We start from the raw sequence: 25,915 nt of genomic DNA, 5'->3' as shown, positions 1-25,915 counted from the left end.
CACACGATGACACCGAACGGGGAAGGGACGACATTGGCGAGCGCGACGGTCGCGCCGGATCGCCGTCCGCCCGACACCATGCAGCTTGAACGGCTGCTCGTGCGCGCACGCAAGGCGCATCACGAGGGCGCGCTGCAGCATGCGGAGAATGCCTATGCCGAGCTGCTGGCGCTCGATCCCGAGCATCCGGAGGCGCTGCACCTGCTCGGCGCCGTGCGCTTCCAGCAGGGGCGGCTCGACGATGCCGAGCCGCTGATGCGGCGCTCGGTCGAGCGCCAGCCGGTGCCGCTCGCGCTCGCGAACTACTCGGCCGTGCTGGCCGGTCTCGGGCGCGAGCACGATGCGCTCGCGCGGCTCGACGAGGCGCTCGCGATCAATCCCGTGCATCAGCGCGTGCTGTTCCAACGGGCCGGGCTGCTCGCGCAACTCGCGCGGTACGACGAAGCGTGCGCGGTCTACGATCGTCTCCTCGAACTGACGCCCGGGTTCGCCGACGGTTACGTGAAGCGCAGCGACATGCTGCGTGCGCTCGGGCGCTTCGACGATGCGCTCGCCGATTGCGACCGCGCGATCGCACTTGCGGGCCGCACGTTCGACGCGATGCGCGCGCGCGGGCTCGCACTGCGTGAGCTCGGCCGCTTCCGCGATGCAGCGGACAGCTATGGTCACGCGCTTGCGCTGCGGCCGGGCAGCGCCGACGCGCTGTTCCTGCGCGGCGTCGCGTATCTCGACCTGAACGACCCCGAATACGCGCTGGCGGATTTCAACGCGGCGATCGCGGCGAGCCCGACGTTCGTCGATGCGATCTTCAACAGCTCGATCGCGCTCGAACAGCTCGGCCGGCACGACGAGGCGCTGATGCGTTGCGACCGTGCGCTCGCGATCGACCCGCGCCATGCGCGCTCGCTCGCCAATCGCGGCAATGCGGCAAGCCATCTGGGCCGCTTCGCGGATGCAGTCGACAGCTATGCGCGTGCGCTCGACGTCGAGCCGGGCAGCACGGGCGTGCTGTGCAACTACGCAAGCGCGCTGATGCAGGTGGCGCGTCACGACGATGCGCACGACATGTGCGATCGCGCGCTGGCGATCGATCCGCACTATGCACCCGCATCGTTCACGCGTGCGCGCGTCCGGCTCGAAACGCATCGCTACGACGGCGCGCTCGACGATCTCGCCCGCGTGATCGCCGCGACGCCGCGCGACAAGCTTGCGCATTTCCATCGCGGCAGCGCGTTGCGCGCACTGCGGCGGCACGAGGATGCGCTGCACGCGTATGCGGAAGCGATCGACATCGATCCCGACTATGCGCACGCGCACTGCATGCGCTCGTTCCTGTGCCTGTCGATCGGCGACTTCGAGGCCGGCTGGGCCGAATACGAATGGCGCTGGCGCGACAGCCAGCTCGACGGCAGCCGGCGCGATTTCGCGCAGCCGCGCTGGACGCACGGGATGCCGCTCGACGGGCAGACGATCCTGCTGTATCCGGAGCAAGGGCTCGGCGACACGCTGCAATTCTGCCGCTACGTGCCGCTGGTGAAGGCGCTCGGCGCTCGCGTGGTGGTCGAGGCGCCGGTCGAGCTGAAGGCGCTGTTCGCGACGCTCGATGGCGTTGACGTGCTCGTCGCGCGCGGCGATCCGCTGCCGCCGTTCGACCTGCATTGCCCGCTGTTGAGCCTGCCGCTCGAATTCCGCACCGACCTGTCGTCGATTCCGGCGGGCGGGCCATACCTGCGCGCCGATCCCGCGCGGGTCGAGCACTGGCGCGCGCGGCTGGGTGCGACCGACCGGCCGCGCATCGGCCTCGTGTGGTCCGGCAACCCGCTGCACCTGAACGACCGCAATCGCTCGATCACGCTCGCCGACCTGTTGCCGCTGCTCGACGACCGCTACGAATGGATCAGCCTGCAGAAGGTGATTCGTGATGAGGATCGTCCCGTGCTCGATGCGAGCCCGATCCGCTTCGTCGGCGACGAACTGACGGATTTCGCGGAAACGGCCGCGCTGACCGAGGCGATGGATGCGGTGATCAGCGTCGACACGTCGGTCGCGCACCTGGCCGGCGCGCTCGGCCGGCCGCTCGCGGTGATGCTGCCGCACACGCCGGACTTTCGCTGGCTGCTCGATCGCGACGACAGCCCGTGGTATCCGCGCGCGCGACTGTTCCGCCAGCCGGAAGGCGGGCAGTGGGCGCCGGTCGTCGAGCGGCTCCGCGACGCGCTGCCGGCGCTGGTGGCGGGAGCGTCGCGATGAGCACGGCGCAGGCACCGGCGTTCGGCGCGGGTGCCGCGCCGCTGCGGGCCGCCGTCGACGATGCGCTGCGCAATGCGCGCGCGCGACTCGAGCAACGCGATTACGCGGGCGCGAAACGGCTTTACGAGGGCGTGCTGGCGATGATGCCCGACCACGTCGAGGCGCTGCATCTGCTCGGGTTCGCGCATCTCCAGCTCGGCGACGCCGTGCGTGCGGAGCCGCTGATCGCGCGATCGATGCAGTCCGGTCTGAATCACCCGTGGAATTTCGTGAATCATGCGGAGGCGCTGAGCGGCACGGGCCGTCATCGTGAAGCGCTCAACGCGGCCGCGCAGGCGCTCGCACGCGATTCCGGCCATGCGCAGGCCTACGCGGCGCGCGGCGACGCGCTGCATGCGCTCGGCCGGCATGGCGAAGCGGTCGGTGCCTACGACCTTGCGCTGACGCGCGAGCCAGCGCGCACGGTGTCGTGGGTCCGGCGCGGCGAGGCATTGCGCGCGCTCGGCCGGCCCGCCGACGCACTGATCAGCATCGAGCGCGCGCTGCGGATCGATCCGGATGATCCGGCGGCACTTGCTGAACGCGGCCACGCGTTGCGTGCGCTCGGCCGCGGCGAAGAGGCGCTGCATTGCTTCCAGCTCGCGATGGTCGTGCGCGGCAAGACACCCGATCTCGTTTACGCATGTGGCTATACGCTGATCGAGCTGGGGCGTCCGGCCGAAGCGCTGGCGTGTCTCGACGAAGCGCTCGTGCGGATGCCGGACGACATGCAACTGCTGTTCGTGAGTTGTGTCGCGCTTGACTTGCTGCATTTGCGTGACGAGTTGCTGAAGCGCAGCGACCGGCTGCTGGCGCGCGACCGCGACAACCTCGGCGCGTGGGTCGGCCGCGGCAATGCACTACTCGGGCTGCGGCGGCACGAGGAAGCCGCGCACGCATACGGTGAAGCGCTCGCGCGTGCACCGGCGGATTTCGACGCGCTGCGCAACCGGGCCGGCGCGCTGCGGGCGTTCGGTGCGTTCGACGAAGCGCTCGCGCATTACGACCGTGCGCTCGAAGCGCGTGGCGCGCATGCGGAAGTGCTGTGCAATCGCGCGATCGCGCTGCAACTGCTCGGCCGCTACGACGATGCGCTCGCGAGTTACGCGGCGGCCGTCGGTGCGCCGGGCCGGACGGCGCAGGAGATCTATACGCGCGCGGTCGCCCGGCAGCAACTCGGCGATCATGAAGCCGCGCTTGTCGATTTCGCGCTGGCATGCGGGCGCGACCCGAATCACGGTGTCGCGCGCCGGTCGGAGGCGTTCTGCCGTTTGGTGATGGGCGACTTCGAAGCAGGCTGGCGGCAGCATGAAGCGCGCTGGGATGCCGCCGACGTGACGTTGCACCGGCGTCATGCGGACCGCCCGCAATGGACGGGCGACGAGCCGCTCGCCGGCCGCACGCTGCTGCTGCATGCGGAGCAGGGCTTCGGCGACACGCTGCAGTTCTGCCGCTACGCGCGCCTCGCGCACGCGCGCGGCGCAACCGTGCTGATCGACGTACCGGCCGCGCTTGCCGGCCTGCTCGGTACGCTGCGCGGCGTGAGCCGCGTCGTCGTCGACGGGCAGCCGGCACCGACGTTCGATCTCCATTGCCCGATGATGAGCTTGCCTTTCGCATTCGGCACGACGCTCGACACGGTGCCGGCCGACGTGCCGTACCTGCATGCCGACCCGCAACGGCGCGCCGCCTGGATCGAACGGCTTGATGCGGCCGCCCAGCCGCGACGATTGCGCGTGGGGCTCGCGTGGTCGGGCAATCCGGATCATGCGAACGACGAAAACCGGTCGATGACGTTCGCCGCGCTCGCGCCGCTCGTCGCGCTCGATGCGACGTTCGTCAGTCTGCAGGTAGGCGTACGCCCGCGCGACGCCGATGCATTCGCGGCAAGCGGCGTGCTGTCGTTCGAGGCGGAGCTGAGGGATTTCGCGGAAACGGCCGCGCTCGTCGACTCGTTGGATCTGGTGATCGCCGTCGATACGTCGATCGTGCACCTGGCCGGCGCGCTCGGGCGCCCCGTATGGGTGATGCTGCCACGCGTGCCGGATTGGCGCTGGCTGCTCGAACGCGACGACAGCCCGTGGTATCCGAGCGCGACGCTGTTCCGGCAGGGGCTTCCCGGCGACTGGCCGGCGCTGGTCGAGCGTGTGGCGCAGGCCCTCGCGGCCCGTATCCGCACAACCGCGTGACCGACCGACTGTGACAAAAGCTACGGACCTTTCGCATGCGGCCCGAATGGTCCGTAACACCCGCCACGCCGCTGCCATCGGGCCTTCGTATGTTCTTGGGATTCCAGTGGCCGGGTTCGATCCCGGTTGCAACGACCGAGCGCGAAAACGGATCGGCGCCGCTTTCGGCGCGACCGTCGTCAAGCGCAATTTCATAGGATTCGGGGTGAAGAATGGCAGCACGCGCACGCACGGCACGACAACCTGACGCGACGGGCTCGCGCCCGGTCCTGAAATCGGAACTGCGGCCGCTGGTCCGGGCCGTGGCCTTGATGCTGCTGGCGGGCGCGTCCGCGCACGTGCAGGCGGCCGGCATCATGAACCTCGGGGCGGCGGCCGCGCGTGCATCGGGCGGCGGCGCGGGCGGTGCCGGTGGCGCGCCGGGCATGCCGAATCTGGGCGTGTCGCCGCAGCAGGCGCTGCAGGCGAGCCAGCCTTCGATCCGCAACCTCGGGTATGCCGCGCATGCGATCGCCGCGCAGATTGCCGCGCAGCAGAATGCGGCGGCTGCAGCGGCAAAGCTGCCTTCGAGCGTGCCGAACGGGCTGACGCCGGGCGGGCTGCAGGTGGCGGCCGGCGCGTCGGGCGATACGAACAATCCGGTGCTGTGGTTCAACGCGAATGCGCCGACGCAGAACGTGGACAGCAGCGGGCACGTGAACGTCGACGTCAAGCAGACCGGGCAGAACGCGGTGCTGACGTGGGAGACGATGAACGTCGGCCGGCAGACGACGCTGAATTTCGACCAGTCGGGCGGTACGCAGACCAACGGCGCGAACAACTGGGCCGTGCTGAACCGGATCAACGATCCGAGCGGGAAGCCGAGCCAGATTCTCGGGAATATCACCGCGCAGGGGGCGGTGTATGTGATCAACCGGAACGGGGTGTTGTTCGGTGCGGGGTCGCAGGTCAATGTGCATTCGCTCGTTGCTTCGTCGCTGAACCTGCTCGACATGAAGAATCAGTTGGTGCCGACGCCTGCAGGGATTGTCGCGAGCAACCAGCAGTTCTTGAGCTTGCCGGCGGGGACGACGGGCGGGCTGGCTTATCCGCAGTCGGGGAGTTCGAGCGGGACGGTCGGGGCGGGGGGTAAGCCGAACGAGGTGCTGGGGCTGGGGAACAAGGTGACGTTGACCGGCGCTTACCAGGCACCGGGTGATGTGACCATCGAGCAGGGCGCGTCGATCACGACGCATACCAACGGCACGGCAAGCGACGGCGGCTTCGTGCTGGTCGCCGCACCGAATGTGACGAATGCCGGCAGCATTTCGGCGACGTCGGGGCAGGTCGTGCTGGCGGCGGGCGTGGGGGTGAGCCTTCTGCCCAACTCGGGCAAAACGATCAATCCGCAGGTCCTGCTGCCGGAACTGAGCGGCCAGATCGTGACGGTCGATCCGGCCACTGGCGCGTCGATTGACGTCACGCCCGCCGGCACGCTGACGAACACGGGTATCGTGCAGGCCGCGCGCGGCAACGTGAACCTGCTCGGCAGCCGGGTCGCACAGAACGGCGTGGTGGGCGTGACGACGAGCGTGAATACGCCGGGCACGATCACGATCTCGACCGCGGACGAGTATGCGTCGAACAATCCGCTGGGTAATCCCTATACCGGTTCGACGCCGGTCACGGGCAACGGCGGTGGAGGCGATGCCATCAATCGTGCCGGCCTGTTGAGCTTCGGCCAGGGATCGGTGACGACGGTGCTGCCGGACAACAACGGCCAGACCGCGACGTCCACGCCGGGTACGACATTCACGCCGGGCGGCATCACCATGACGGCCGGTTCCGTGTGGTTCCAGGGCGGCTCGCTGATCGAGGCGCCGGGTTCGAACGTGTCGGTGACGGCCTACGCGCCGTCGGTCGTGACGAACAAGGTGCCGGGCCAGACGGCAGTGCCGGGCCGGATCTATGTGGACGATGGTGCGACGATCGACGTGTCGGGGCTGGCGAACGTGCAGGCGCCGATTTCGCAAACGCTCGTGACGATCGACCGGATCGGCCAGAACGAGTTGGCCGATTCGCCGCTGCTGCGCAACAGCTTCCTGTTCGGGCTGAAGGGTGCGGTAGTCGACAGCACGCTGACGGGCACGCGCAGCGACGGCGTGCAGTGGGTCGGCAGCCCGATCCTGAACCTGTCGGGGTACGTGAACCTGATTCCGCGCACCGTTGACCAGTTGCTGACCAACGGCGGCACGATCACGCTGTCCGGCAACGAGGTGATGACCGCTGCAGGTTCGTCGATGAACCTGAACGGCGGGTATGTGCATTACAACGGCGGGATCGTCAACACGACGCGGCTCGTCGATGCCAACGGCGCGATCGTACCGATCGGGCAGGCAAGCCCTTACGACAACTATGTCGGCATCGCCGGGCAGTTCGTCGAAAATCATCCGCGCTGGGGGGTGACGAAATCCTGGTACAACCCGTTACTGACGAGCGGCACTTACCAGTCCGATTACATCGTCGGCGGCAATGCGGGCACGCTCGATCTGTTCGCGTCGCAGGCGCTGGTGCTCGACGGCGACATCAGCGCGCAGTCGTTCGGCGGCGCGAAGCAGATGCAGGGCAACAGCCTGCCGTCCGGCGGGACGTTCAACCTCGGCGCAGATCCGAAACTGGCCGGTGCGGCACTGGTCGGGATGACGTGGAACAGTGTCGCCAACTCGACGATCACGATCAACGGCACCTCGGGCTCCGTGATCCTGCAGGACAATGCACCGCAACTTGGCGCGTTGTTGCCGGGTTTCTCGATCGATACGCCGATCGACAAGACCGCGTCCCAATCGCTGGCGGCCAACGATCCGAACAACCTGCTGACGACGCAGGTCGTGCCCGTTGCGAAGTTGAACAATGGCGGCTTCGCGAACCTGAACGTGACCGAGGACAAGAACGCCGGCAAGGGCATCGTGGTCGCGCAAGGCACGCAACTGAACCTGCAGCCGGGCGGTTCGATCTCGCTCAACAGCCCGGCGGCTGGCGCCGACGTGAATGTCGCGGGGCGGCTGTCCGCGCCGTCCGGTTCGATTTCGATCACGAGCGGCGGTAACGTCGTCGTCGGGCCGCAGGGCGTGATCAGCGCGGCCGGCCAGTGGGTGAACAACGACGTGCAGGCAGCGCCGGGCACGACGCCCGGCAATAGCCAGTTCATCAACGGCGGGAGCATTTCGCTGTCGGCGAAACAGAGTTCGACATTCGTGAACGGCAACGCCGTGGACGCGACGGGTTCGATTCTGCTGCAGCCCGGCAGTGTGCTCGATGTTTCGAGCGGCGGAGAAATGCTTGCGAACGGCCAGTTTCTGATGCAGAACGGCGTGCCGGCCGGGCGCGGGGGCAACGTTGCGTTGCAGACCTATGCGGTACCCGCCGGCGGCGCGCAATTCGGTGATACGGGTGACGGCGGTGCGAACCTGCCAGGCACCCAGCCGATCGCCGGCACGATTGCAATGGGCGGCACGATCCTGAGCGACGGTTTCTCGGGCGGCGGCACGATGACGCTGGGTGCGCTCGGCTTCCGGATCGGCGGGGACAAGGCGGCAGCGGCGCCGTGGGACGTGTATCTGCCGCAAAGCTTCTTCTCGGAACAGGGCTTCGGCAAGTACGTGCTGAACGCGTACTACGACTCGACCATCGCGCCGGGCGCGACGGTTGCGCTGACGCAAAGGAACCTGCTGCCCGATACGCTGGCACTCCTGCAGACGGGGTCGGGCGCGAACCTGTCCGCGGGCGGTCTGACAACGATCGGCCAGCTCGACGCGTATCACCGGCAACCGACGAGCCTCGTGCTGACCGGCGGCAACGCCGTGTCGTGGCTGACCGCGGCGTCCGGCGGCACAGTGCCGTCGTATCCGGGCGTGACCGGCGCGGTCACGTTGTCAGCGGGCGCGTCGATCAATGCGGACGCCGGGGCGAGTGTTGCGCTGGCATCGCCGAAGCAGGTGACGGTGCTCGGCTCGGTGGTCGCGCCGGGCGGGTCGATCGTGCTGAGCGCAGATACCGGAACCACGGCCCCTCAACCGGGCCAGTTCAATGTCTTCACGCCGAGCAACAGCCGGTCCGTCTGGCTCGGTTCGGATGCGACGCTCGACGTATCGGGCGTCGCGCTTGCCAATCCGCTTGCCGCGCCGGTCAAGATCGGCGGTACGGTTGTCGTGCCGAATACCGGCAAGGTTCTGCCGGGCGGTGCGGTGACGCTGTCGAGCGATTCGGGCTACGTGGTCGCGCAGGCCGGTTCGAAGATAGACGCGTCGGGCGCGTCGGCGAACTTCGACCAACTGCAGGCGAACGGCACCTATGCGCGTCAGCCTGTATGGAGCGATGCAGGCTCGATCACGCTGTCGGCCGCGTACGGTCTCTTCTCGGATGCGACGCTGGCGGGTCACGGTGGCGCGTCGCAGGCACGTGGCGGCACGTTGACGATCCTGCCGCATCAGATCAGCGGCTCGGCCGGCGCCACGGCACTCGTCGTGCGGCAGAGCGGCATGCTCGTTCCCGTCGGGCTTGCATCCGGCCAGGATTTCTCGGTCGCGATCGATCCGACCACCGGGCAGCCGATCGGTCAGCCGACCGGCGTGATCCAGTTCTCCGCCGACCGCCTGAACGATTCGGGAATCGCGAATCTCGTGCTGGGTGACAGCACGCCGTCTCCGATTCGTGCGCCGGTGCCGCCGATCGTGTTTGCCGGCAACGTGAACCTCACGTTGCCCGAATCGGTGACGCTGAACACCGGACGCATCGCGGCAATCGGAATGGACCAGCTCTCGACGCTGCTGTCTACCCCGGCGAACGGCAATTCGGCGCCGGTGAACCTGCTCGCGCAGCCGCCGGCGCATCCGCTCGGCACGACGGTGACGATCAACGCACCTTATGTCGGGTTGGCGGGGCCGACGGCAACCTCATCGACACCCGCGTTCGCGCCAGTTGCGACGCTGTCCGATGCGACGCTGAACGTGAACGCATCGTTCCTCGACCTGCGCAATCAGTTCCAACTGAACAATTTCGGCCAAGCGAACTTCACGAGCAGTGGCGATATCCGACTCAGTTCGACCAGCGCGGCGCAGAGCGGCCCCGTCGGGCTGGCGCCCGGCATGCTGTACACGCCTGGCAACGTGACGTTCAAGGCAGCGGACGTGTATCCGGCGACCGGTAGCACGTTCATCGTCAACGCGGTCGGCCCGGTCGATTCGGTCACCGGCAAGCCCGCACCGACCACCGTCACGTTCGCCACGAACGGTTCATCCGGCACGCCGCTGTCAGCCGGCGGCACGCTGCTCGTCGACGCGACGAACATTGTGCAGGGCGGTGCCGTACGTGCACCGTCCGGGACACTCGTATTCGGCGTCGGCGACCCGACGAACAGTACGACGCAGAAGCAGTTCGGCAACCTGCCGCTCGTGGCGACGGATTCGGTGACGTTCACGAACGGCAGCGTGACGTCGGTGTCGAACGGCGGATCGATCATTCCTTACGGCACGACGATCGATGGTGTCGAATGGCAATTCAACCCGCTCGCAGGCACGACGGTCTCCGACCTGAATGCGCCGCCTGCGAAGTACATCGGTGTGAACGGCACGCGCGTCGCACTCAACAAGGGCGCGACGATCGACTTGTCCGGCGGCGGCGACCTGCAGGCTGCCGAATGGGTGCCGGGCACGGGCGGCACGCGCGACGTGCTGTCGCAATACAACGTGAGCTACGCGAGCGGCAAGGGTGCGACGGCGGTGCCGGTCAACTCCGGCGCCGGGAACGTCTATGCCATCGTGCCGGGCGTGCAATCGCCGGTCGCTGCGTACGATCCGCTGTTCGCGCAGGCCGTGCAGCCGGACGTCGCCAGCAACGGCACGCCGACGACCAAGACCGTGACGCTGGGCGTCGGTCAGGCCGGGATGAACGACGCGATCGGCAAGGCCGTGTACCTGTCCGGCGTGCCGGGCCTCGCGCCCGGTTACTACACGCTGCTGCCGGGTAAATATGCGACGCTGCCGGGCGCGTATCGCGTGACGGTATCGGCCGTCACGGGCAACGTCGCCCCGGGCGCGTCGCAGGTGCTGCCGGACGGCACCGTCACGACGGCCGGATATTTTGCCGATGCGGTGACGGGTGGCCGCAGCGCAACGCCGACGCTTTTCAACGTGCAGTCGGGTGCGACGTGGCAGCAGTACTCGCAGTACACGCTGAAGGGCGCGAACGACTTCTTCACCGCGCAGGCCGCGAAGCAGGGCAACGTGACCCCGCCGCTGCCGGTGGACGGCGGCCAGCTCGTACTGGCCGCGACGAAGGCGCTCGCGCTTGGCGCGACGCTCAACGCGGCGGCGGGTGCGGGCGGTGCACCGGCGGAGGTCGACATCGCGTCGCGGGATATCCAGATCACCGGCAACGGTAGCGCGGCGTTGCCGGGCTATCTGCAGATCGGCGGCGATGCGCTCGACTCGCTGAACGCTGGCAGCCTGCTGATCGGCGGCACGCGCGCGGCGGCGACGAACGGCGTGACGATCACGCCGATCGCGAACAGCGTGGTGGTGTCGAACGATGCCAACTCGTCGTTGAAGGGCCCCGAGATCCTGTTCGTGACGAAGACCGATGCGAGCGGTACGGATTCGAATGCGGCGAACGGCCTGCGGGTCGACGCGGGCGCATCGATCGTGGCTGCCGGCGACTACCCGGCGGCAAAGGATCAACCGATCACGATCGCCGGCGACGGCGCATTGCTGCGCGTGTCCAACGGCGCGATGGCGCCGCTCACGCGCACGGGCGGCACCGGTGCCGGGCTGCTGACCGTCGATGCGGGTGCGACGCTCTCCGGTGGCCAGGCGTTAATGCTCGATTCGTCGGGCAACCTGAAGGTCGACCCGAGCGCGGCGCTGTCGGCGAAGGCGATCACGGTGGATGGTTCGGCGATCACGTTTACCAATACGAGCGGCGCGACCGCGGCGAACCTGCCGGGCTTCGTGATCGATCCGGCCGGGCTCGTGCAACTGGGCAACGCGGATCTCGTCACGCTGCGCAGTTATGGCGCGATGGGTTTCGTCGGCGACGTGAATGCAACGTTCGGCAAGAGCGTCGATCTGAGCGCGGGCACGTTCACGAGCGATGGCGGCCACGTCACGTTGAACGGGCAGCAGATCGCGTTCACGAACGAGACGGGCGCGCCGAACGGCACGGCTACGCCGGGCAACGGCACGCTGACGGTCAACGCGAAGGAGATCGACTTCGGCACGGGGACGAAGACGCTGAGCGGATTCTCGTCGGCGAACCTGACCGCGACCGGCGGCATTGTCGGGCAGGGGACGGGGACGTTTGATTTCGGTGCGCTGCCGGTGACGCTGAATGCGCCCGTGTACCTGGCCGATACGAGTTCCGCGTCGACCGTGAAGACGACCGGCGCATTGGCTCTGAACGGCGCAGCGGGCACCGCATTGACGAAAACGCCGGTTGGCGGCGCGTGGAAATTCATCGGCGGCACGTTGGCGGACAACGGTGCGACGATCGCCGCACCGGCCGGCAATGTCAGTCTCGAGGCGACGACCGGCAACCTGACGATCGGCGGCGGTTCGACGGTGAGCGCTGCCGGCGTGTCGAAGCAGTTCTTCGACGTGACGCAGTATGCGCCGGCCGGTTCGATCATCCTGACCGCCGATGCAGGAACGGTCGACGTTCAGTCGGGCACGACGCTCGATTTCTCCGGAGCGAAAGGCGGCGGCGCGGCAGGCAGCCTGACGCTGTCGGCGCCGAAGCAAGTCGTGAATCTCAACGGCACGATCAAGGGCGGCGCAACGAACGGTTACGCGGGCGGCTCGCTGTCGCTCGATACGGCCGGTGCGGCCAACCTGGATTCGCTGGCGAAGACGCTCGCGTCGAGCGGCGTGAACCAGTCGATCGACATTCATACGAGGTCGGGCAACCTGACTCTGTCGGGCGGTAATGCGCTGGTCGCGCGATCGGTGTCGCTGACGGCCGACGGCGGTGCAGGCAAGGCGTCGGATACGGCAAACGGCAACGTGAACGTGCTGGGGACGATCGACGCGTCGGGCAACGCCGGCGGGCAGATCAGCCTGTTCGGCAAGAGCGGCGTCGATATCGAGGGTTCGCTGCTGGCGAAGGCAACCAACGCAAGCCAGCGCGGCGGCAAGGTCTTGATCGGCACGAGCGCGACGTTCGATCCGGCCGCGGCCAATCCGTACAACGCGACTTACGGTTACGAGAACGTGTCGGCGGCGCAGTCAGGTTTGATACGGCTCGGCTCGAACGCATCGATCGATGTGTCTGGCGGTACGCCGGGCGGTACGCTCGACGGCACGGTCAACTTCCGTGCACCATTGCTGCGCGACGGCACGGTCAATGTCGTGCTCGACGGGGCCGGCGTGCATGGCTCACGCAAGACGACCGTCGAAGCGTACGCAACGTGGAGCGCGGCGGATGCGACAACGGGTTCGCAGCATTTCGACGGCCTCATCGATCCGGCAGGCTGGTACGACGGTAGCGGTCACCTGCTTGCGGGCACTTTCACGGTGCCGGGCAGCAAGCCGGTAACGTACACCTATGCACCGGGCGGGACGGGAGGCGGCACGCTGACCAATATCTCGACTGGCCAGTCGATTGCGGTGACCGAAGACCAGTTGCGAAACGGGATTTCCGGGAGCAGCTTTACGGGCCTGACGGGCGCGTATTTCGCGCCGGGGACCGCGAACGCCGATCATGTGGCCTTCTATGGATATCGCGCGAACGGCACGGGAACGTCACCGGGTACGCTGATGGCGTTTGTTCAGCATGGGCCGGATGGTGTTGCCAGCCAGTTCGCCGGCACCACGTTGCAGCACTTCAGCATCGTGCCGGGCATCGAGCTCGACAATCCGGGCAACGCGGTCAACGGCGGTAACATTTCGGTGTTGTCGAACTGGAACCTTGGTGCTGGCGCGCCGAACAACAGCGGAAGCATCACGCCCGATTTCCGCTATCAATCGACGATCGCGCCGACGCTGACGTTCCGTGCGGCGAACAACTTCGATGCATACGCAAGCATTTCGGACGGGTTCTATCAGAGCCAGGTGGCGTCGATTCTCGGTGGATCGGGGCCGGTTACGGCGACGGGGACCTATACGGACGCGAAGCAGAAGTTCGATCAACTCGTGTCGATCGACGATCCGACGCAGGTGACGGTGACTTTTACGAATGGCGCTACGGCGAGCCTGGCGTCGCTAGATCCGAATGCGACGCTCGCTTCGCCGCTAACGGGACAGACGGCCGGCTATTACTCTGCGTATTTGTCATATACCGGAGCTTGGCAAAAGGATATCGAAGCTTGGACGTCGCCGGACACGGCATCGAATTACATTGGGCACATCCTGCCGATCAGGCCATCGACGACGCCGGCGCCGGTGCTGGCTGATTTCGCCACTTATTCGGATTATCTGACTGCCTATTGGGGGCCGGACCTGACAGGATCCAAGAGCCCGACGTCGTATCTGTTTGGGTACGCTCGCCCGACGGTAACCCGATTCGGGACGCCCGCTGCGCCCACGCCTCCGGTCGGGTTGCAACGCAATTCGATTGGTTCTGCCCAAGCTGCGTACTTGGCAGACTATTCGAATTACATGCTGGCGTACTCGGACTATTTCAATAGTCGATGGTCTAGTCTTCTCCCACCTAGAAATGCCTACAACATGTTCTATGCACCGATCGCACCCGCATCGGTTCCAGACACAGGCATCATCAACATCGGTGCGTTGCCCGGTAACGCGGCAGCCAACGTGCCGACGCCAAACAACCCGATGCCGATAGCTTTCGCGACCTTGCTTGGCGGTGGTAGCTCGTCATACCGGATCGTGTCGGGTGCCGATGTGCAGAGTGCGAACCCGCTCGCATTGCAACCGGTTTCGACGCTAGCGAATGCAGGGGCGACCTCCGCCGGTACCGGCAATGTGATGCTGAGCGGACATACCAGCTATGTCGACAGGAACGGATTGACACTCGTCGAGCCGGTAACGATCCGCACCGGCACGGGATCGATCGACGTGGCGGCCGGTAACGAAGTGTCCTTGTTCGACACGTCGAGGACGGCCGATTCGTCAACCTTGACCATTCCCGGTGTGATCTATACGGCCGGCGCACCCGCTGCAGGGGCACCGCCGGTTGGTGCCGCGATCGCTATCGCACGCGGAGCGAGCGGCACGCAGGACGTTCTGGTCACGCCGGCGGTGAATCCCGATTCGGCCGGCGACATCACGATTCACGCCCAGGGCGACATCACGGGCATGCAGAACGTGATTGATACTGCCGGGGCGGTAACGGGGGGAGCCGGCAACAGCATCGGCCAGTACTGGTGGCAATGGATGGAAGTCACGGCAGGAACCACTTCCAATGGCCAGATCGTCCTTGCTCCGTTGACGCGGACCTCGATCGACTTCGGTGCGTTTGACCAAGGTGTAATGAGCGTTGGCGGTAATGTATCGATCAGCGCCGGTGGCAATATTTCGGATCTGGCCGTGTCGTTGCCGACCACGTGGTACCTGAACGGAAGCGGCAAGCCTGTCACCGTAGGCGGCGGAAATCTGACGGTGCGAGCCGGTGGCGACATTCTTAGCGGTGACTACTTCGTCGCGAAGGGACAGGGGACGATTTCGGCTGGCGGACGCATCGGGTCGGATATCGTCGTGTCATCTCCACAAACCGGGGTGGGTTCGATTGCCGTCTCTACTGTGCTCGCGACGCAGGATGGCATATTCGATGTCACGGCGCGACAAGGCGTGGACATTGGCCAAGTATTGAATCCGTCTTATGCGAGCACCTTCGCGCCGCCCGGTGATCAGCCTACCCGCACTGTCCGTCTGGATTATTACGGGCAGTATCCTGACAATCAGGCTTACTCGCCGACCTCCGCGGTGAATGTTCTATCCACAACCGGAGACGTCCGCCTTGGCGCGCTAGGTGGTTTGTTGACGGGAGCGAATGGAATACTGCCAGCGAACGTCAATCTGACCGCATTCGGCGGCGGGATCAGTATTGATTCGGGTGGCGTGCTTTATCCGTCTGCCGTCGGCCAGTTGAATCTGGTTGCAGACCAGTCCGTGTACCTTTCCAATGTGGCGGCCAAGCAGACAAATGTCGCATTGCCCAATACATTCGGCATGTCCGATGCCGATCCTTCTCGGATGCCTTCCCCGACGAACCCACAGGTGAATGTCAGTATTCCTGCGTTGACGAACGTGACGATTGCCGCCCATGCGACCGGGGCGCTTCACGGCGATGATACGCTGCCTGCGCGGCTCTATAGTCTGAACGGAAGCATCGTCAACGGCGGGATCGATACATCTGCTAGCGGTGACGGCTTTTACCAGAATCTCGTCACGCTTTCGATCGACAAGCCGGCGCTTCTGCAGGCGGGCCAGGACATCGTAAACCTGGCGTTCTGGGGGCAGAATCTGCGCAGTTCCGACGTGACGCGTATCGTGGCCGGCCGGGACATTTACGATACGCCGATTCCGAACACCGGAGGTGGCGCGGTACCCGTGTTGGCAGTTGGCGGCCCCGGTTGGTTCGACGTACAGGCCGGACGAAATATCGGCCCGTTGACGAGTCAGGGCGAGCTGTACAACAGGAATGTGCAAACAGGCAGCATCACGGCTCCGTTCACGGGTATCGATGCAATCGGAAACGCGAACAATCCGAACCTGCCGCACGAGAGCGCGAACGTCAACGTCCTGTTCGGCGTGGGTCCCGGCGTCGATCTGCCTGGGTTCGTCTCGACCTATATCGCACCGGGCAGTTCGGTTGCAGGCGTCCCGAGCGCAACGCCCGCACTGATTGCATTCATGGAGCAGTACGACGCGGGGCTTGGCGTCGATACGGGCCTGCAGGCAGACAAGGATGCGGCGCAGGTGAAGGTTGGCAGGTTGACGACCGACGAAGCGTGGAAGCAATTCCAGGCGTTGCCGTCGTACGTACAGCAGCTCTTCGCGGAGAAGGTGCTGTTCGGCGTGCTCGCGCAAGTGGGCGCGGACTTCAACGATCCGTCGAGTCCGTACAGCGGCCAGTATGCGAGAGGCTATCAGGCGATCAACACGCTGTTCCCGGCTTCGTTCGGCTATACGGCGAACAACCTGGGCGGTGGGTCGAATGGTGCGAACAAGCAGGTCAGTACCGGCAATCTGGACATCCGGAGCACGACGATCCAGACCCAGCAGGGCGGCGACGTGACGATCCTCGGGCCGGGCGGACAGGCGCTCGTCGGCAGCACGACGGCGCCGCCGCAGATCGTCGACAGCACCGGGAAAGTGGTTGCGGGCCCCGGCACGATGGGGATCCTGACGCTCGAGAAGGGGAACGTCGACATCTTCACGGACCAGAGCGTGCTGCTCGCGCAGAGCCGGATCTTCACCGAGCAAGGCGGCGACATGACGATCTGGAGTTCGAACGGGGACATCAACGCAGGCAAGGGTGCGAAGACGTCGGCAGACACGCCGGCGCCGCAGTATGTATGCGATGCGAACCATTACTGCACGGTCGATTCGCGTGGGCAGGTGACGGGTGCGGGTATCGCGACGCTGCAGAGCATACCGGGCGCGCCGAAAGGCACGGTGAACCTGATCGCGCCGCGCGGGACCGTCGATGCAGGCGACGCCGGCATTCGTGCGGGCAACCTGAACGTCGCGGCTTTGCGTGTGGTGAACGCGGACAACATCCAGGTGACGGGCAAGGCGACCGGGATTCCGCTCGTACAGGCGGTGAACACGGGTGCATTAACGGCGGCAAGCTCGGCGGCATCGGCGGCGAGCCAGGTCGCGCAGGACATCGCGAAGAACAACGCATCAGGCGTGGCGCCGCGTCGCTGGACGATTAGCGTGCAGGTCGAGGGCTTCGGCGATAACGGCCCGGATGGCGGATCGAAGCGGCGCAGGTCGGAACAGGTTGGCTACGACTCGTCGAATTCGGTTTCGTTGTTGGGGTTCGGGGCGGCGGGGCCGACTCAGAAGACGTTGCTCAGCAAAGAGGAGTTGGGGAAGCTGAACAGGTTCTGAGCGGAATTGGAAGGAATGTTGAAGGACGAAGACATAGAGTGTAGACGGTGCTTGTCAGCAATGGAGAACGATAAACCACCTGATCGTCCCGGTGGTTTATCGGATTTCGTTTGACTGGCAGCGCTTTCTAACGGCCGGGAAATGCGGTTGGACCGCAAACGTCAGGGTTGCCGATATCGAGGAAGTTGGTGCTCGAGTTGCTTAGGAAGTTCGCAGAGATGGCGGTTCGAAGGCTCGACGGCACTATGTCGAAACCATTGCCACGGATGACCGATGCATAGCTGGCGTTTGTGTAGTGGTAGTTCAGGAAGTCGTGAACTGCCAACGTCACTGCCGCGCTGGCGTAGCACTGGCTCAGGATGATCTGGCTCGTTCCGGAGACCGGATAACCGTCAGCGGGGTTGGCGAGAGCAGCATAAGCCGAACCGGAAACCGGAACCCACTGGGTCGGATCGCCAGCAGAATAGTTCGACGGGGGGGCTATCGTACCGATCGCCGTCGTCGCGTTTGCGTACGTCGGTGCGTAGTACGCACTGATCGACGAGTTGTACAGGCTGGCGATCGGAAGCTGCAAGACACCGGACGACGTTACGATCGAACTCGATGGTGCCAAATACGTATTTGCATAGGCCGGGCTCAGATATGCGACGGCCGCCGCGCCCATCGACCACAGCGATGCAAGTGACGTTCGAATACCACCATCGCCTGACGCTGCGATGAAGTTGGATGGCACGCCTGCGGGGAAGGCTGTCATATTTGCGAATGTCACAGAATCGACAAACGTGACACCGGTCTTCGTGTTTTCCGTCGTGCAGACGGCAGACAGGTGGCGGGTCAGCAGTTCGGTCGTGCCGCTGCCGTCCCGGCGATACACGACCGTGATTGGTATGCTGGACGTCGTGTAGGCCATGCCCATTTCCGGATTGATCACTTGATTCCAGTTGGTCAGCTTCCCCGAGAAGATGCCGCACAGATCATTGTCGTTCAGCGCAATGCTGTGCGCCTGCCCCGGCGTCGTTTGCGGGGTGACGGAGCTCGTCACGGCCGGGCCGTTGACGACCGGCACCGTGATGGCCGTCACGACATACGGGATCTGGATCAGCGGGCCGTCGGTGGTGCCGCGTCCCGTGTTGTTGTATGCAGTGACCTGAGCAGTCGTGAGTGCGGCGTCGCTATTCGCGAAGTGAACTGTGCCCGTGACACCCGCGCCGAAGAACGTCGGCAGGTTGTTCAGGAACGCGATCTGGCCGGCGCCCGAGCCGACCGAGTAGTACGTGAACGTGCCTTCGGACGTGCCGAACAGGCCGATTTCACTCGCTGCGTTCGCGGTGCTGCCGAGCAATGGCGCGACGAGCGACGAACCACCGCCCTGAATGATCGGGCCCGCAGCGAAGGCGTGTTCTGCGCTCATACCCGAAACGACGAGAGTCAGAGCCTGACAGATTTTTCGTTGAATGGAATTCATAGAGGGTTTTCACGATGCCGACGGATGTTCGCGCAACCTTCGGGGCGTGACGTACGTCAGGTCCCAGCGTGAAGGTGTCGTGCATGGTCGGCGTGTTGAAACAAAAAAACCGCCTCGATCACTCGAGGCGGTTCATCAGGACTTTGATTCAGAAGCGATTCAGCTTACCGGCCGGCAAAGCCGCTCCCACCGCACACGCCCGAATCGTTGATGTCGAGGAAGTTGCCGCTCGAGTTGCTCAGGAAGTTCGACGAAATCGCGGTCTGGAATCCCGACGGCACGGTGTCGAAGCCGTTGCCATGGACGACCGACGCGTAGCTGGCGTTCGTGTAGTGGTTGTTCAGGAAGTCATGAACAGCCGTACCAGCTGCGGCGTTGGAGTAGCACTGGCTCAGGATGATCTGGCTCGTGCCCGAGACCGGATAACCGGATGCCGGGTTGGCCAAGGCCGTGTAAGCCGTACCCGAAACCGGAACCCACTTGGTCGGATCGGCAGCATCGTTGCCAGCCGGGGCGGCAATCGTACCGATCGCCGTCGTCGCGTTCGCATACGTCGGTGCGTAGTAGGCGTTGGCTGTCGTGTTGTACAGGCTGGCGATCGGCAGTTGCAGTGCGCCCGACGACGTCACGACCGAGCTTTGCGACGCAAGGAACGTGTTCGTGTAGTCCGGGCTCAGGTACGCGACCGCGGCCGTGCCGGCCGACGACAGCGACGTGAGCGAACCGCGGACGCCGCCGCTGCCTGAAGCGCCGATGAAGTTCGACGGTACGCCGGTCGGGAAGGCAGTCGCGTTCGCGAACGTCAGCGAATCGATGAACGTCACGCCAGCCTTCGTATTGGCCGTCGTACAAACGGCAGCCAGATGGCGCGTCAGCAGTTCGGAGGTGCCGCTGCTATCCGAACGATACACGACCTTGATCGGCTTGCTGGTCGTCGAGTAGGCCGAGCCAGTTTCCGGATTGATCACCACGTTCCAGTCGGTGAGTTTGCCCGAGAAGATGCCGCACAGGTCATTGTCGTTCAGCGCAATGCTGTGCGCCTGACCCGGCGTCGTTTGCGGCGTGACCGAGCTCGTCACGGCCGGTGCGTTGACGACCGGAACCGTAATAGCCGTCACGATGTACGGGATCTGGATCAGCGGGCCGTTCGTGGTGCCGAGGCCCGTGTTGTTGTACGCCGTGACTTGAGCCGTCGTCAGCGCGGCATCGCTGTTGGCGAAGTGAACCGTGCCCGTGACACCCGCGCCGAAGAACGTCGGCTGGTTGTTCAGGAACGCGTTCTGGCCGGCGCCCGAGCCGACCGAGTAGTACGTGAACGTGCCTTCGGACGTGCCGAACAGGCCGATTTCGCTGTTGGCGTTGCTGACCGAGCCGATCGTCGGCGCGACGAGCGACGAACCACCACCTTGAATCACCGGGCCTGCGGCCATCGCGAGGGATGCGCCCATGCCCGAAACGACGAGAGCGAGGACTTGACAGATCTTGCGCTTGCTGGATTTCATGAGAAATTTCCTTGGACGAAGATAAACGGGAAGCCTGCTGCTGCGGTTGAATTGCCGTGTAGACCGCCGGGTAAATGTAGGGGGAAATCCGTATGACGCGTGTGAATTTTTAATAACGAATGGTACGTAACATTTTTGGCGAGTTTGCCAATGCGTTATCCGGATTGGATGGCGGTAAATCAGGATCGATTCGCGGGATGACCGATTCCCAGATGTTGGGAACGTGATGGCGTACCGTGGCGACAGGCATGCGCTGCAGGCGTGTTGGCGCACACGGCAGCGCTATCGCAACATCAAGTCAGTTTCGTGGCGGATGCTACGGAACATTTCTTCCAGAGACGAATACGACATGCGGTTGAGATATTTATGAAATTTATTGAATGGGGTAATTTAAAAAGTCGGATCGTGTGAGTTTTATCGTTAATGATTGAATAATTGATGTCGCCGATCCGAATGAAATCGTTTATCCAATATAAGAACAACGACCAAAAGTAATAAAGCCCGCCAAACCCAAAAAAGGTAGCCCAACATCCGTCACAAATCTGCGCCGGTTCACTCCGTAGTCTTCCCCGGCGACTCTGTCCGACTCGTTGCACGACGTCGTCGAGAAAAGTCGCACACGTGACACGAGGGCACAGACATGTCGGCATTTCGTTACGAAGCGATCGATCCCACCGGCCGCACGCTGAAGGGCGTGCTCGAAGCCGACAGCGCGCGCGCGGGCCGTAGCCATCTGCGCACGCAGGGTCTTACGCCGCTCGTGGTCGAACTCGCCGCGCAACGCCTGCACGGCGAACGTCATCAACGTCTGTCGCTCGGCCGCAAGCTGTCGCAGCGCGAGCAGGCGATCATCACGCGCCAACTCGCGAGCCTGCTGGTCGCGGGGCTGCCGCTCGACGAATCGTTGTCGGTGCTGAGCGAGCAGGCCGAGCGCGAATACGTGCGCGAGCTGATGGCGTCGATCCGTGCGGAAGTCGTCGGCGGCCATTCGTTCGCGAATGCGTTGAGCCAGCACCCGCGCGATTTCCCGGAGATCTATCGCGCGCTCGTCGCAGCCGGCGAGCACACCGGCAAGCTGGGCATCGTGCTGTCGCGTCTCGCGGACTACATCGAGCAAAGCAATGCGTTGAAGCAGAAGATCCTGCTCGCGTTCACGTATCCGGGCATCGTCACGCTGATCGCGTTCGGCATCGTTACGTTCCTGCTGAGCTACGTGGTGCCGCAGGTGGCCAACGTGTTCACCAGCACGAAGCAGCAGTTGCCGACGCTGACGGTCGTGATGATGGCGTTGTCCGATTTCGTGCGGCACTGGTGGTGGGCGTCGCTGCTCGCAACGATTGCGATCGTCTTCGCGATCCGCAAGGTGCTGTCGCAGGACGGGCCGCGGCTGAAGTTCGACCACTGGCTGCTGTCCGCGCCGCTCGCCGGCAAGCTCGTGCGCGGCTACAACACGGTGCGTTTCGCGAGCACGCTCGGCATCCTGACCGCGGCCGGCGTGCCGATCCTGCGCGCGTTGCAGGCGGCCGGCGAGACGCTGTCGAACCGCGCGATGAGCGCGAACGTCGACGATGCGATCGTGCGTGTGCGCGAAGGCTCGGCGCTGTCGCGCGCGCTGGCCCATACGAAAACTTTTCCGCCGGTGCTCGTGCACCTGATCCGCTCGGGCGAGGCGACTGGCGACGTGACGACGATGCTCGATCGCGCGTCCGAAGGCGAATCGCGCGAACTGGAGCGCCGCACGATGTTCCTGACGAGCCTGCTCGAACCGTTGCTGATCCTCGCGATGGGCGGTGTGGTGCTCGTGATCGTGCTGGCGGTGATGATGCCGATCATCGAGCTGAACAACATGGTGCAGTGATGCGCGGCTGCTCAGCGCACGAACGCGTTGGCCTTCTGCACGGCGGGCAGCGCGATCTCGCGTTGCAGGCCGTTGCGGTCGATGACGATCGAGCGTGCGCGCACTTCAGCGAGCTTCGCGGCTTCGCCGATCGCCGCACCGATCCGCACGACGCGCGCCGCTTCGCCGCCGACGCTGACGATCGCGGCTGCACGGCGCGCGTCGAATGCGAGCACGCCGAGCAACTGGATCGTATTGCGGTTGTCGTCGGGTTTGGCGCCGAACAGTTGCGCGCTGGCCGTGATGTCGAACGGTGCGGGCGGTGCGGGTTGGGCAGGGGGCGGCGCATCGGGCGCGTTCAGTGCGCGCGCGGCCCACAGTGAAACGGCAGCGAGCACCGCGCCGGCTGCAAGCGTCGCGATGAGCGGCAACGGATCGATGCGGGACGGAACGGTGCGAAGCAGGGCGAGCGGTTTCATGGCAGTGAATGGGTTCGATGAGTTCGATGAACAGTGAACGGTTTCCATTCTTTGACGTAAGGGTGAATGCATGATGACGCGCCACGAAGAAGTCCGAACGTTGCAAGCCGGCCGGTCGCATGACGGTGCACGCCGCCGCATGCAACGCGGCTTCACGCTGATCGAGATCATGGTGGTGGTCGCGATCCTCGGGATTCTCGCGGCGCTGATCGTGCCGAAGATCATGAGCCGACCCGACGAGGCGCGTCGCATTGCCGCGAAGCAGGACATCGGCACGATGATGCAGTCGCTGAACCTGTATCGACTCGACAACGGACGCTATCCGTCGCAGGAGCAGGGGCTTACCGCGCTGGTCCAGAAGCCGACTAACGATCCGGTGCCGAACAACTGGAAGGACGGCGGTTATCTGGAGCGCTTGCCCAAGGATCCATGGGGCAACGCGTATCAATACCTGAACCCGGGCGCGCACGGCGCGATCGACGTGTTCAGTTACGGAGCGGACGGCAAACCAGGCGGCGAGGGTAACGATGCGGACATCGGCTCGTGGCAGTAACGGCATGACGCTCGCACGCGTCAAGCAACGGCGTCCGCTCGCGTCACGCCGTGCGGCAGGCTTCACGCTGCTGGAGATGCTCGTCGTGCTCGTGATCGTCGGGCTGCTGGTCGCGGTCGTGACGCTCGCGCCGTCGCGCAATCGCCGCACGGATCTCGCCGAGGAAGCGCAGCGGCTCGCGAACCTGCTCGAATCCGCCGGCGACGAAGCGCAGGTGCGCTCGATGCCGATCGCGTGGCAAGCGGTGGGCGGCGGCTATCGCTTCGTGCAGCGCACGGAAAGCGGCGCGTGGGCGCCGATGACGGACGACATGTATCGCGCGCGCCGCTGGGGCACGGAGGTGACGGGCGTATCGGTGCGTTACACCGGCGGTGGTGAAACGCCATCACGTATCGTGCTCGGCAGCGAAAGCATCGACGTGCCGGTGACGATCACGCTGTGGTCCGGTGATGTGCGGATGGCCGTCGTCGGCACAGGTATTGGCAACTTCGTCGTGCGCCGGCCATGAGCGGCGCGCGGAGCGTCCGGGAGGCACGATGTCGAGCCTGATCGTGCTGCTGCCGTCGATCGGCACGTTCGATGCGGCGGGGTGGGAAGCTATCGAGATGCCGTACGCGCTGTTCGACCGGCGTGGGCAATTCGTGCGGGCGGGGCGCACGTGCCGCGAAGCGTGGCCGAAGGCAGCATCGACCGTGCTCGTACTCGCTGCACGCGATACGTTGCTCGTCGACGTGAACCTGCCGCCCGTGAAGGGCACGAAGCTGCGCCGCGTGCTGCCGAATGCGGTCGAAGAGTATCTGATCGGTGATGCGCAGCGGAGTCATGTCGCGGTCGGCCCGACTGCAAACGGCAATGCAACGCGGCCCGTGGCGGTCGTCGATCGTGAGCGGTTCGGCGAAGTGATCCGCTGGTTCAACGAGGCCGGCCATCGGCGCGTGCGCGCGGTGCCGTTGATTCATTGCATGACGACGACGGTGTACGGTGAGCCAGCGGATGGCGGCGAGCAGGACAACGTGCTGCCCGAGTCCGCGAGGTCACCCACATCGCGAACGTGTCCATTACCGAACGGCGACGAGGACGGCGAAGCGACAGTGCTCATGCGCAGCGAGGCCGATGTGCAGATCGCCAGTCCGCCCGCATTGAGCGAAGGGGATACCGGACGCTGCGAGACCGATGTGCTGATCATCTGTCCGCCCGCATCGAGCGAAGCCGATACCGATGCGCGCGGCAACCCGCTCCGACTCGAACTGGCCGTCAAGCGCGGATCGTCGGGGTTCGGCTTTGAAACGCGTGCGTCGGCGCTGGATGCGACGATTGCCGAGTTGTCGAAACACGATTCCGTGCGGGTACACGCGCTGGTTGTCGAGGGGCGCGACGATGTCGAAGGCGGCTCCACAGTTGCATCGGATCTCCGCGCACGCATGTCCGGGCCTTCCGCATTCCCGTTGGCCGCACGCACGCTGCGGTGGGACACACTCGCGCGTGGTGCGCTCGACTGCAAGTTCGACCTCTGCCAGTTCGAATTCGCCCGCAGCACCTCGCGCACCGATAGCGGAGGATGGCGTCGCTGGCGCATACCCGCCGGCCTGGCGATCGTTTCAGCCATCGTCGCGATCACGACGATCAACGTGCAGTGGTTCCAGCTACGCCACCGCCAGGATGCGTTGAATGCAGAATTGACGGCCCGCGTGAAAGCCGCGCTCCCTGAAACGAAGGTCCTGCTCGACCCGCCGCTGCAAATGCGAACCGGGCTCGAACGCCTGCGCGCGGCTGCCGGCGAGTTGCATGCAAGCGATTTCCTGGTGCTGTCGGCGTCGCTGTCGCGTGCGCTGGGCCCGATCCCGTCCGATGCGATCGCGACCCTCGACTATCGCGACGGGTCGCTGGCGGTCGCCTTCCGTCCCGGTACCGCTGTCGATGGCGACGGATTCCGCCAGCGCCTGCAGGCACAGGGCGTGACGGCCAACGAGGAGGATGCGAAGTGGATGCTCGGCTCCACGCGGCCCGCGCCGCGCTGACACAGTGGCTCGACGGCCGTTCGCCGCGCGAGCGCGCACTGCTGGCTGCTGGCGGCGCCGTGTTGTCCGCGGCGCTGATCTACAACGTGATGTGGGAGCCCGCGTACACGGGCCGCGCACGGATCGCGGCCAGCCTGCCCGCATTGCAGCAACAGGTGGCCGAAGCCGGCGGGCAACTCGCGGAAGCACGGCGCCTGCGCGCAGCCGCCGCGATCCGGCCGCCGGCCGGTGCCGCGCTGCGGGACGCACTCGCTGCGTCGCTCGCGCAGGCCGGTATCGCGAAAGCGCAGGTCGCCGTGCTTGGCGAAGGCATCCAGGTGGACGCGAAGGGCATCTCGTTCGCAGCTTGGATGGACTGGCTCGATCGCGCGCGCCACACGCACCACGTGCGCGTCGTGAGCGCGCATGCGAGCGCCGACGGCAAGCCCGGCGTGACGACGGTTTCGGCGTTGCTGCAACCGCAAACGGCCCGTTGAATGCGAGCCGAATGAACGCAGCGAAAGTATTGAATCGCATTGCTGCACGCTTCACCTG

11 protein-coding genes are annotated in these 25,915 nt (G+C 65.3%); 8 read left to right on the top strand and 3 right to left on the bottom strand.

All coding sequences use genetic code 11. The features are described from left to right. Window positions 1–6 precede the first annotated feature (6 nt). The 3 genes from BCO18175_RS31950 (at window position 7) to BCO18175_RS31940 (ending at window position 17,527) form a co-directional block, all read left to right on the top strand. On the top strand, window positions 7–2,250 hold the full coding sequence (locus BCO18175_RS31950) for a tetratricopeptide repeat protein (RefSeq protein ID WP_174986829.1): 2,244 nt from the start codon (window positions 7–9) through the stop codon (window positions 2,248–2,250). Continuing rightward, window positions 2,247–4,478 carry a tetratricopeptide repeat protein gene (locus BCO18175_RS31945; RefSeq protein ID WP_174986827.1) on the top strand — a complete coding sequence of 744 codons (2,232 nt, stop codon included), beginning with the start codon at window positions 2,247–2,249 and terminating at the stop codon, window positions 4,476–4,478. Before BCO18175_RS31950 ends, BCO18175_RS31945 begins: the two co-directional genes overlap by 4 nt. A gap of 311 nt (window positions 4,479–4,789) precedes the next feature. Then, entirely contained in the window at window positions 4,790–17,527 is a 12,738-nt protein-coding gene (locus BCO18175_RS31940) for a filamentous haemagglutinin family protein (RefSeq protein ID WP_254608206.1), read from the top strand. Between the two features lie 127 nt (window positions 17,528–17,654). On the opposite strand, the gene BCO18175_RS31935 is transcribed toward BCO18175_RS31940, so the two are convergent. Continuing rightward, window positions 17,655–18,992 (bottom strand): substrate-binding domain-containing protein, encoded by a 1,338-nt coding sequence (locus tag BCO18175_RS31935; protein ID WP_174986823.1) that lies wholly within the window; start codon window positions 18,990–18,992, stop codon window positions 17,655–17,657. Between the two features lie 164 nt (window positions 18,993–19,156). Next, the gene (locus BCO18175_RS31930) at window positions 19,157–20,494 is read right to left on the bottom strand and encodes a substrate-binding domain-containing protein (protein WP_174986820.1); all 1,338 of its coding nucleotides are present in this window, start codon (window positions 20,492–20,494) and stop codon (window positions 19,157–19,159) included. A 640-nt stretch (window positions 20,495–21,134) separates the two neighbouring features. On the opposite strand from BCO18175_RS31930, the gene gspF reads away from it, so the two are divergent. Then, on the top strand, window positions 21,135–22,352 hold the full coding sequence (gspF, locus tag BCO18175_RS31925; RefSeq protein WP_174911573.1) for a type II secretion system inner membrane protein GspF: 1,218 nt from the start codon (window positions 21,135–21,137) through the stop codon (window positions 22,350–22,352). An 11-nt stretch (window positions 22,353–22,363) separates the two neighbouring features. Here the strand turns inward: gspF and BCO18175_RS31920 are convergent, their stop codons facing one another. After that, window positions 22,364–22,810, bottom strand: a complete 447-nt coding sequence (locus BCO18175_RS31920) for a type II secretion system protein N (RefSeq protein ID WP_174986818.1) — start codon at window positions 22,808–22,810, stop codon at window positions 22,364–22,366. Between the two features lie 73 nt (window positions 22,811–22,883). On the opposite strand from BCO18175_RS31920, the gene gspG reads away from it, so the two are divergent. The 4 genes from gspG to gspM are packed head-to-tail and all read left to right on the top strand — an operon-like array spanning window position 22,884 to window position 25,857. Next, entirely contained in the window at window positions 22,884–23,363 is a 480-nt protein-coding gene (gene gspG, locus BCO18175_RS31915; RefSeq protein WP_438820520.1) for a type II secretion system major pseudopilin GspG, read from the top strand. Window positions 23,364–23,367: 4 nt separating this feature from the next. After that, complete coding sequence (locus BCO18175_RS31910; RefSeq protein WP_254608201.1) at window positions 23,368–23,871, top strand: GspH/FimT family pseudopilin; 504 nt, start codon at window positions 23,368–23,370, stop codon at window positions 23,869–23,871. Next, window positions 23,813–25,381 (top strand): type II secretion system protein GspL, encoded by a 1,569-nt coding sequence (gspL, locus tag BCO18175_RS31905; protein WP_368040725.1) that lies wholly within the window; start codon window positions 23,813–23,815, stop codon window positions 25,379–25,381. The genes BCO18175_RS31910 and gspL overlap by 59 nt, the downstream gene beginning before the upstream one ends. Further along, complete coding sequence (gene gspM / locus BCO18175_RS31900) at window positions 25,345–25,857, top strand: type II secretion system protein GspM (RefSeq protein WP_174986812.1); 513 nt, start codon at window positions 25,345–25,347, stop codon at window positions 25,855–25,857. Before gspL ends, gspM begins: the two co-directional genes overlap by 37 nt. Window positions 25,858–25,915 lie beyond the last annotated feature (58 nt).

The sequence above is a fragment of the Burkholderia lata genome, assembly GCF_902499335.1.
GTDB lineage: Bacteria > Pseudomonadota > Gammaproteobacteria > Burkholderiales > Burkholderiaceae > Burkholderia > Burkholderia lata_B.
This window is presented reverse-complemented; position numbering and strand designations above follow the sequence as displayed.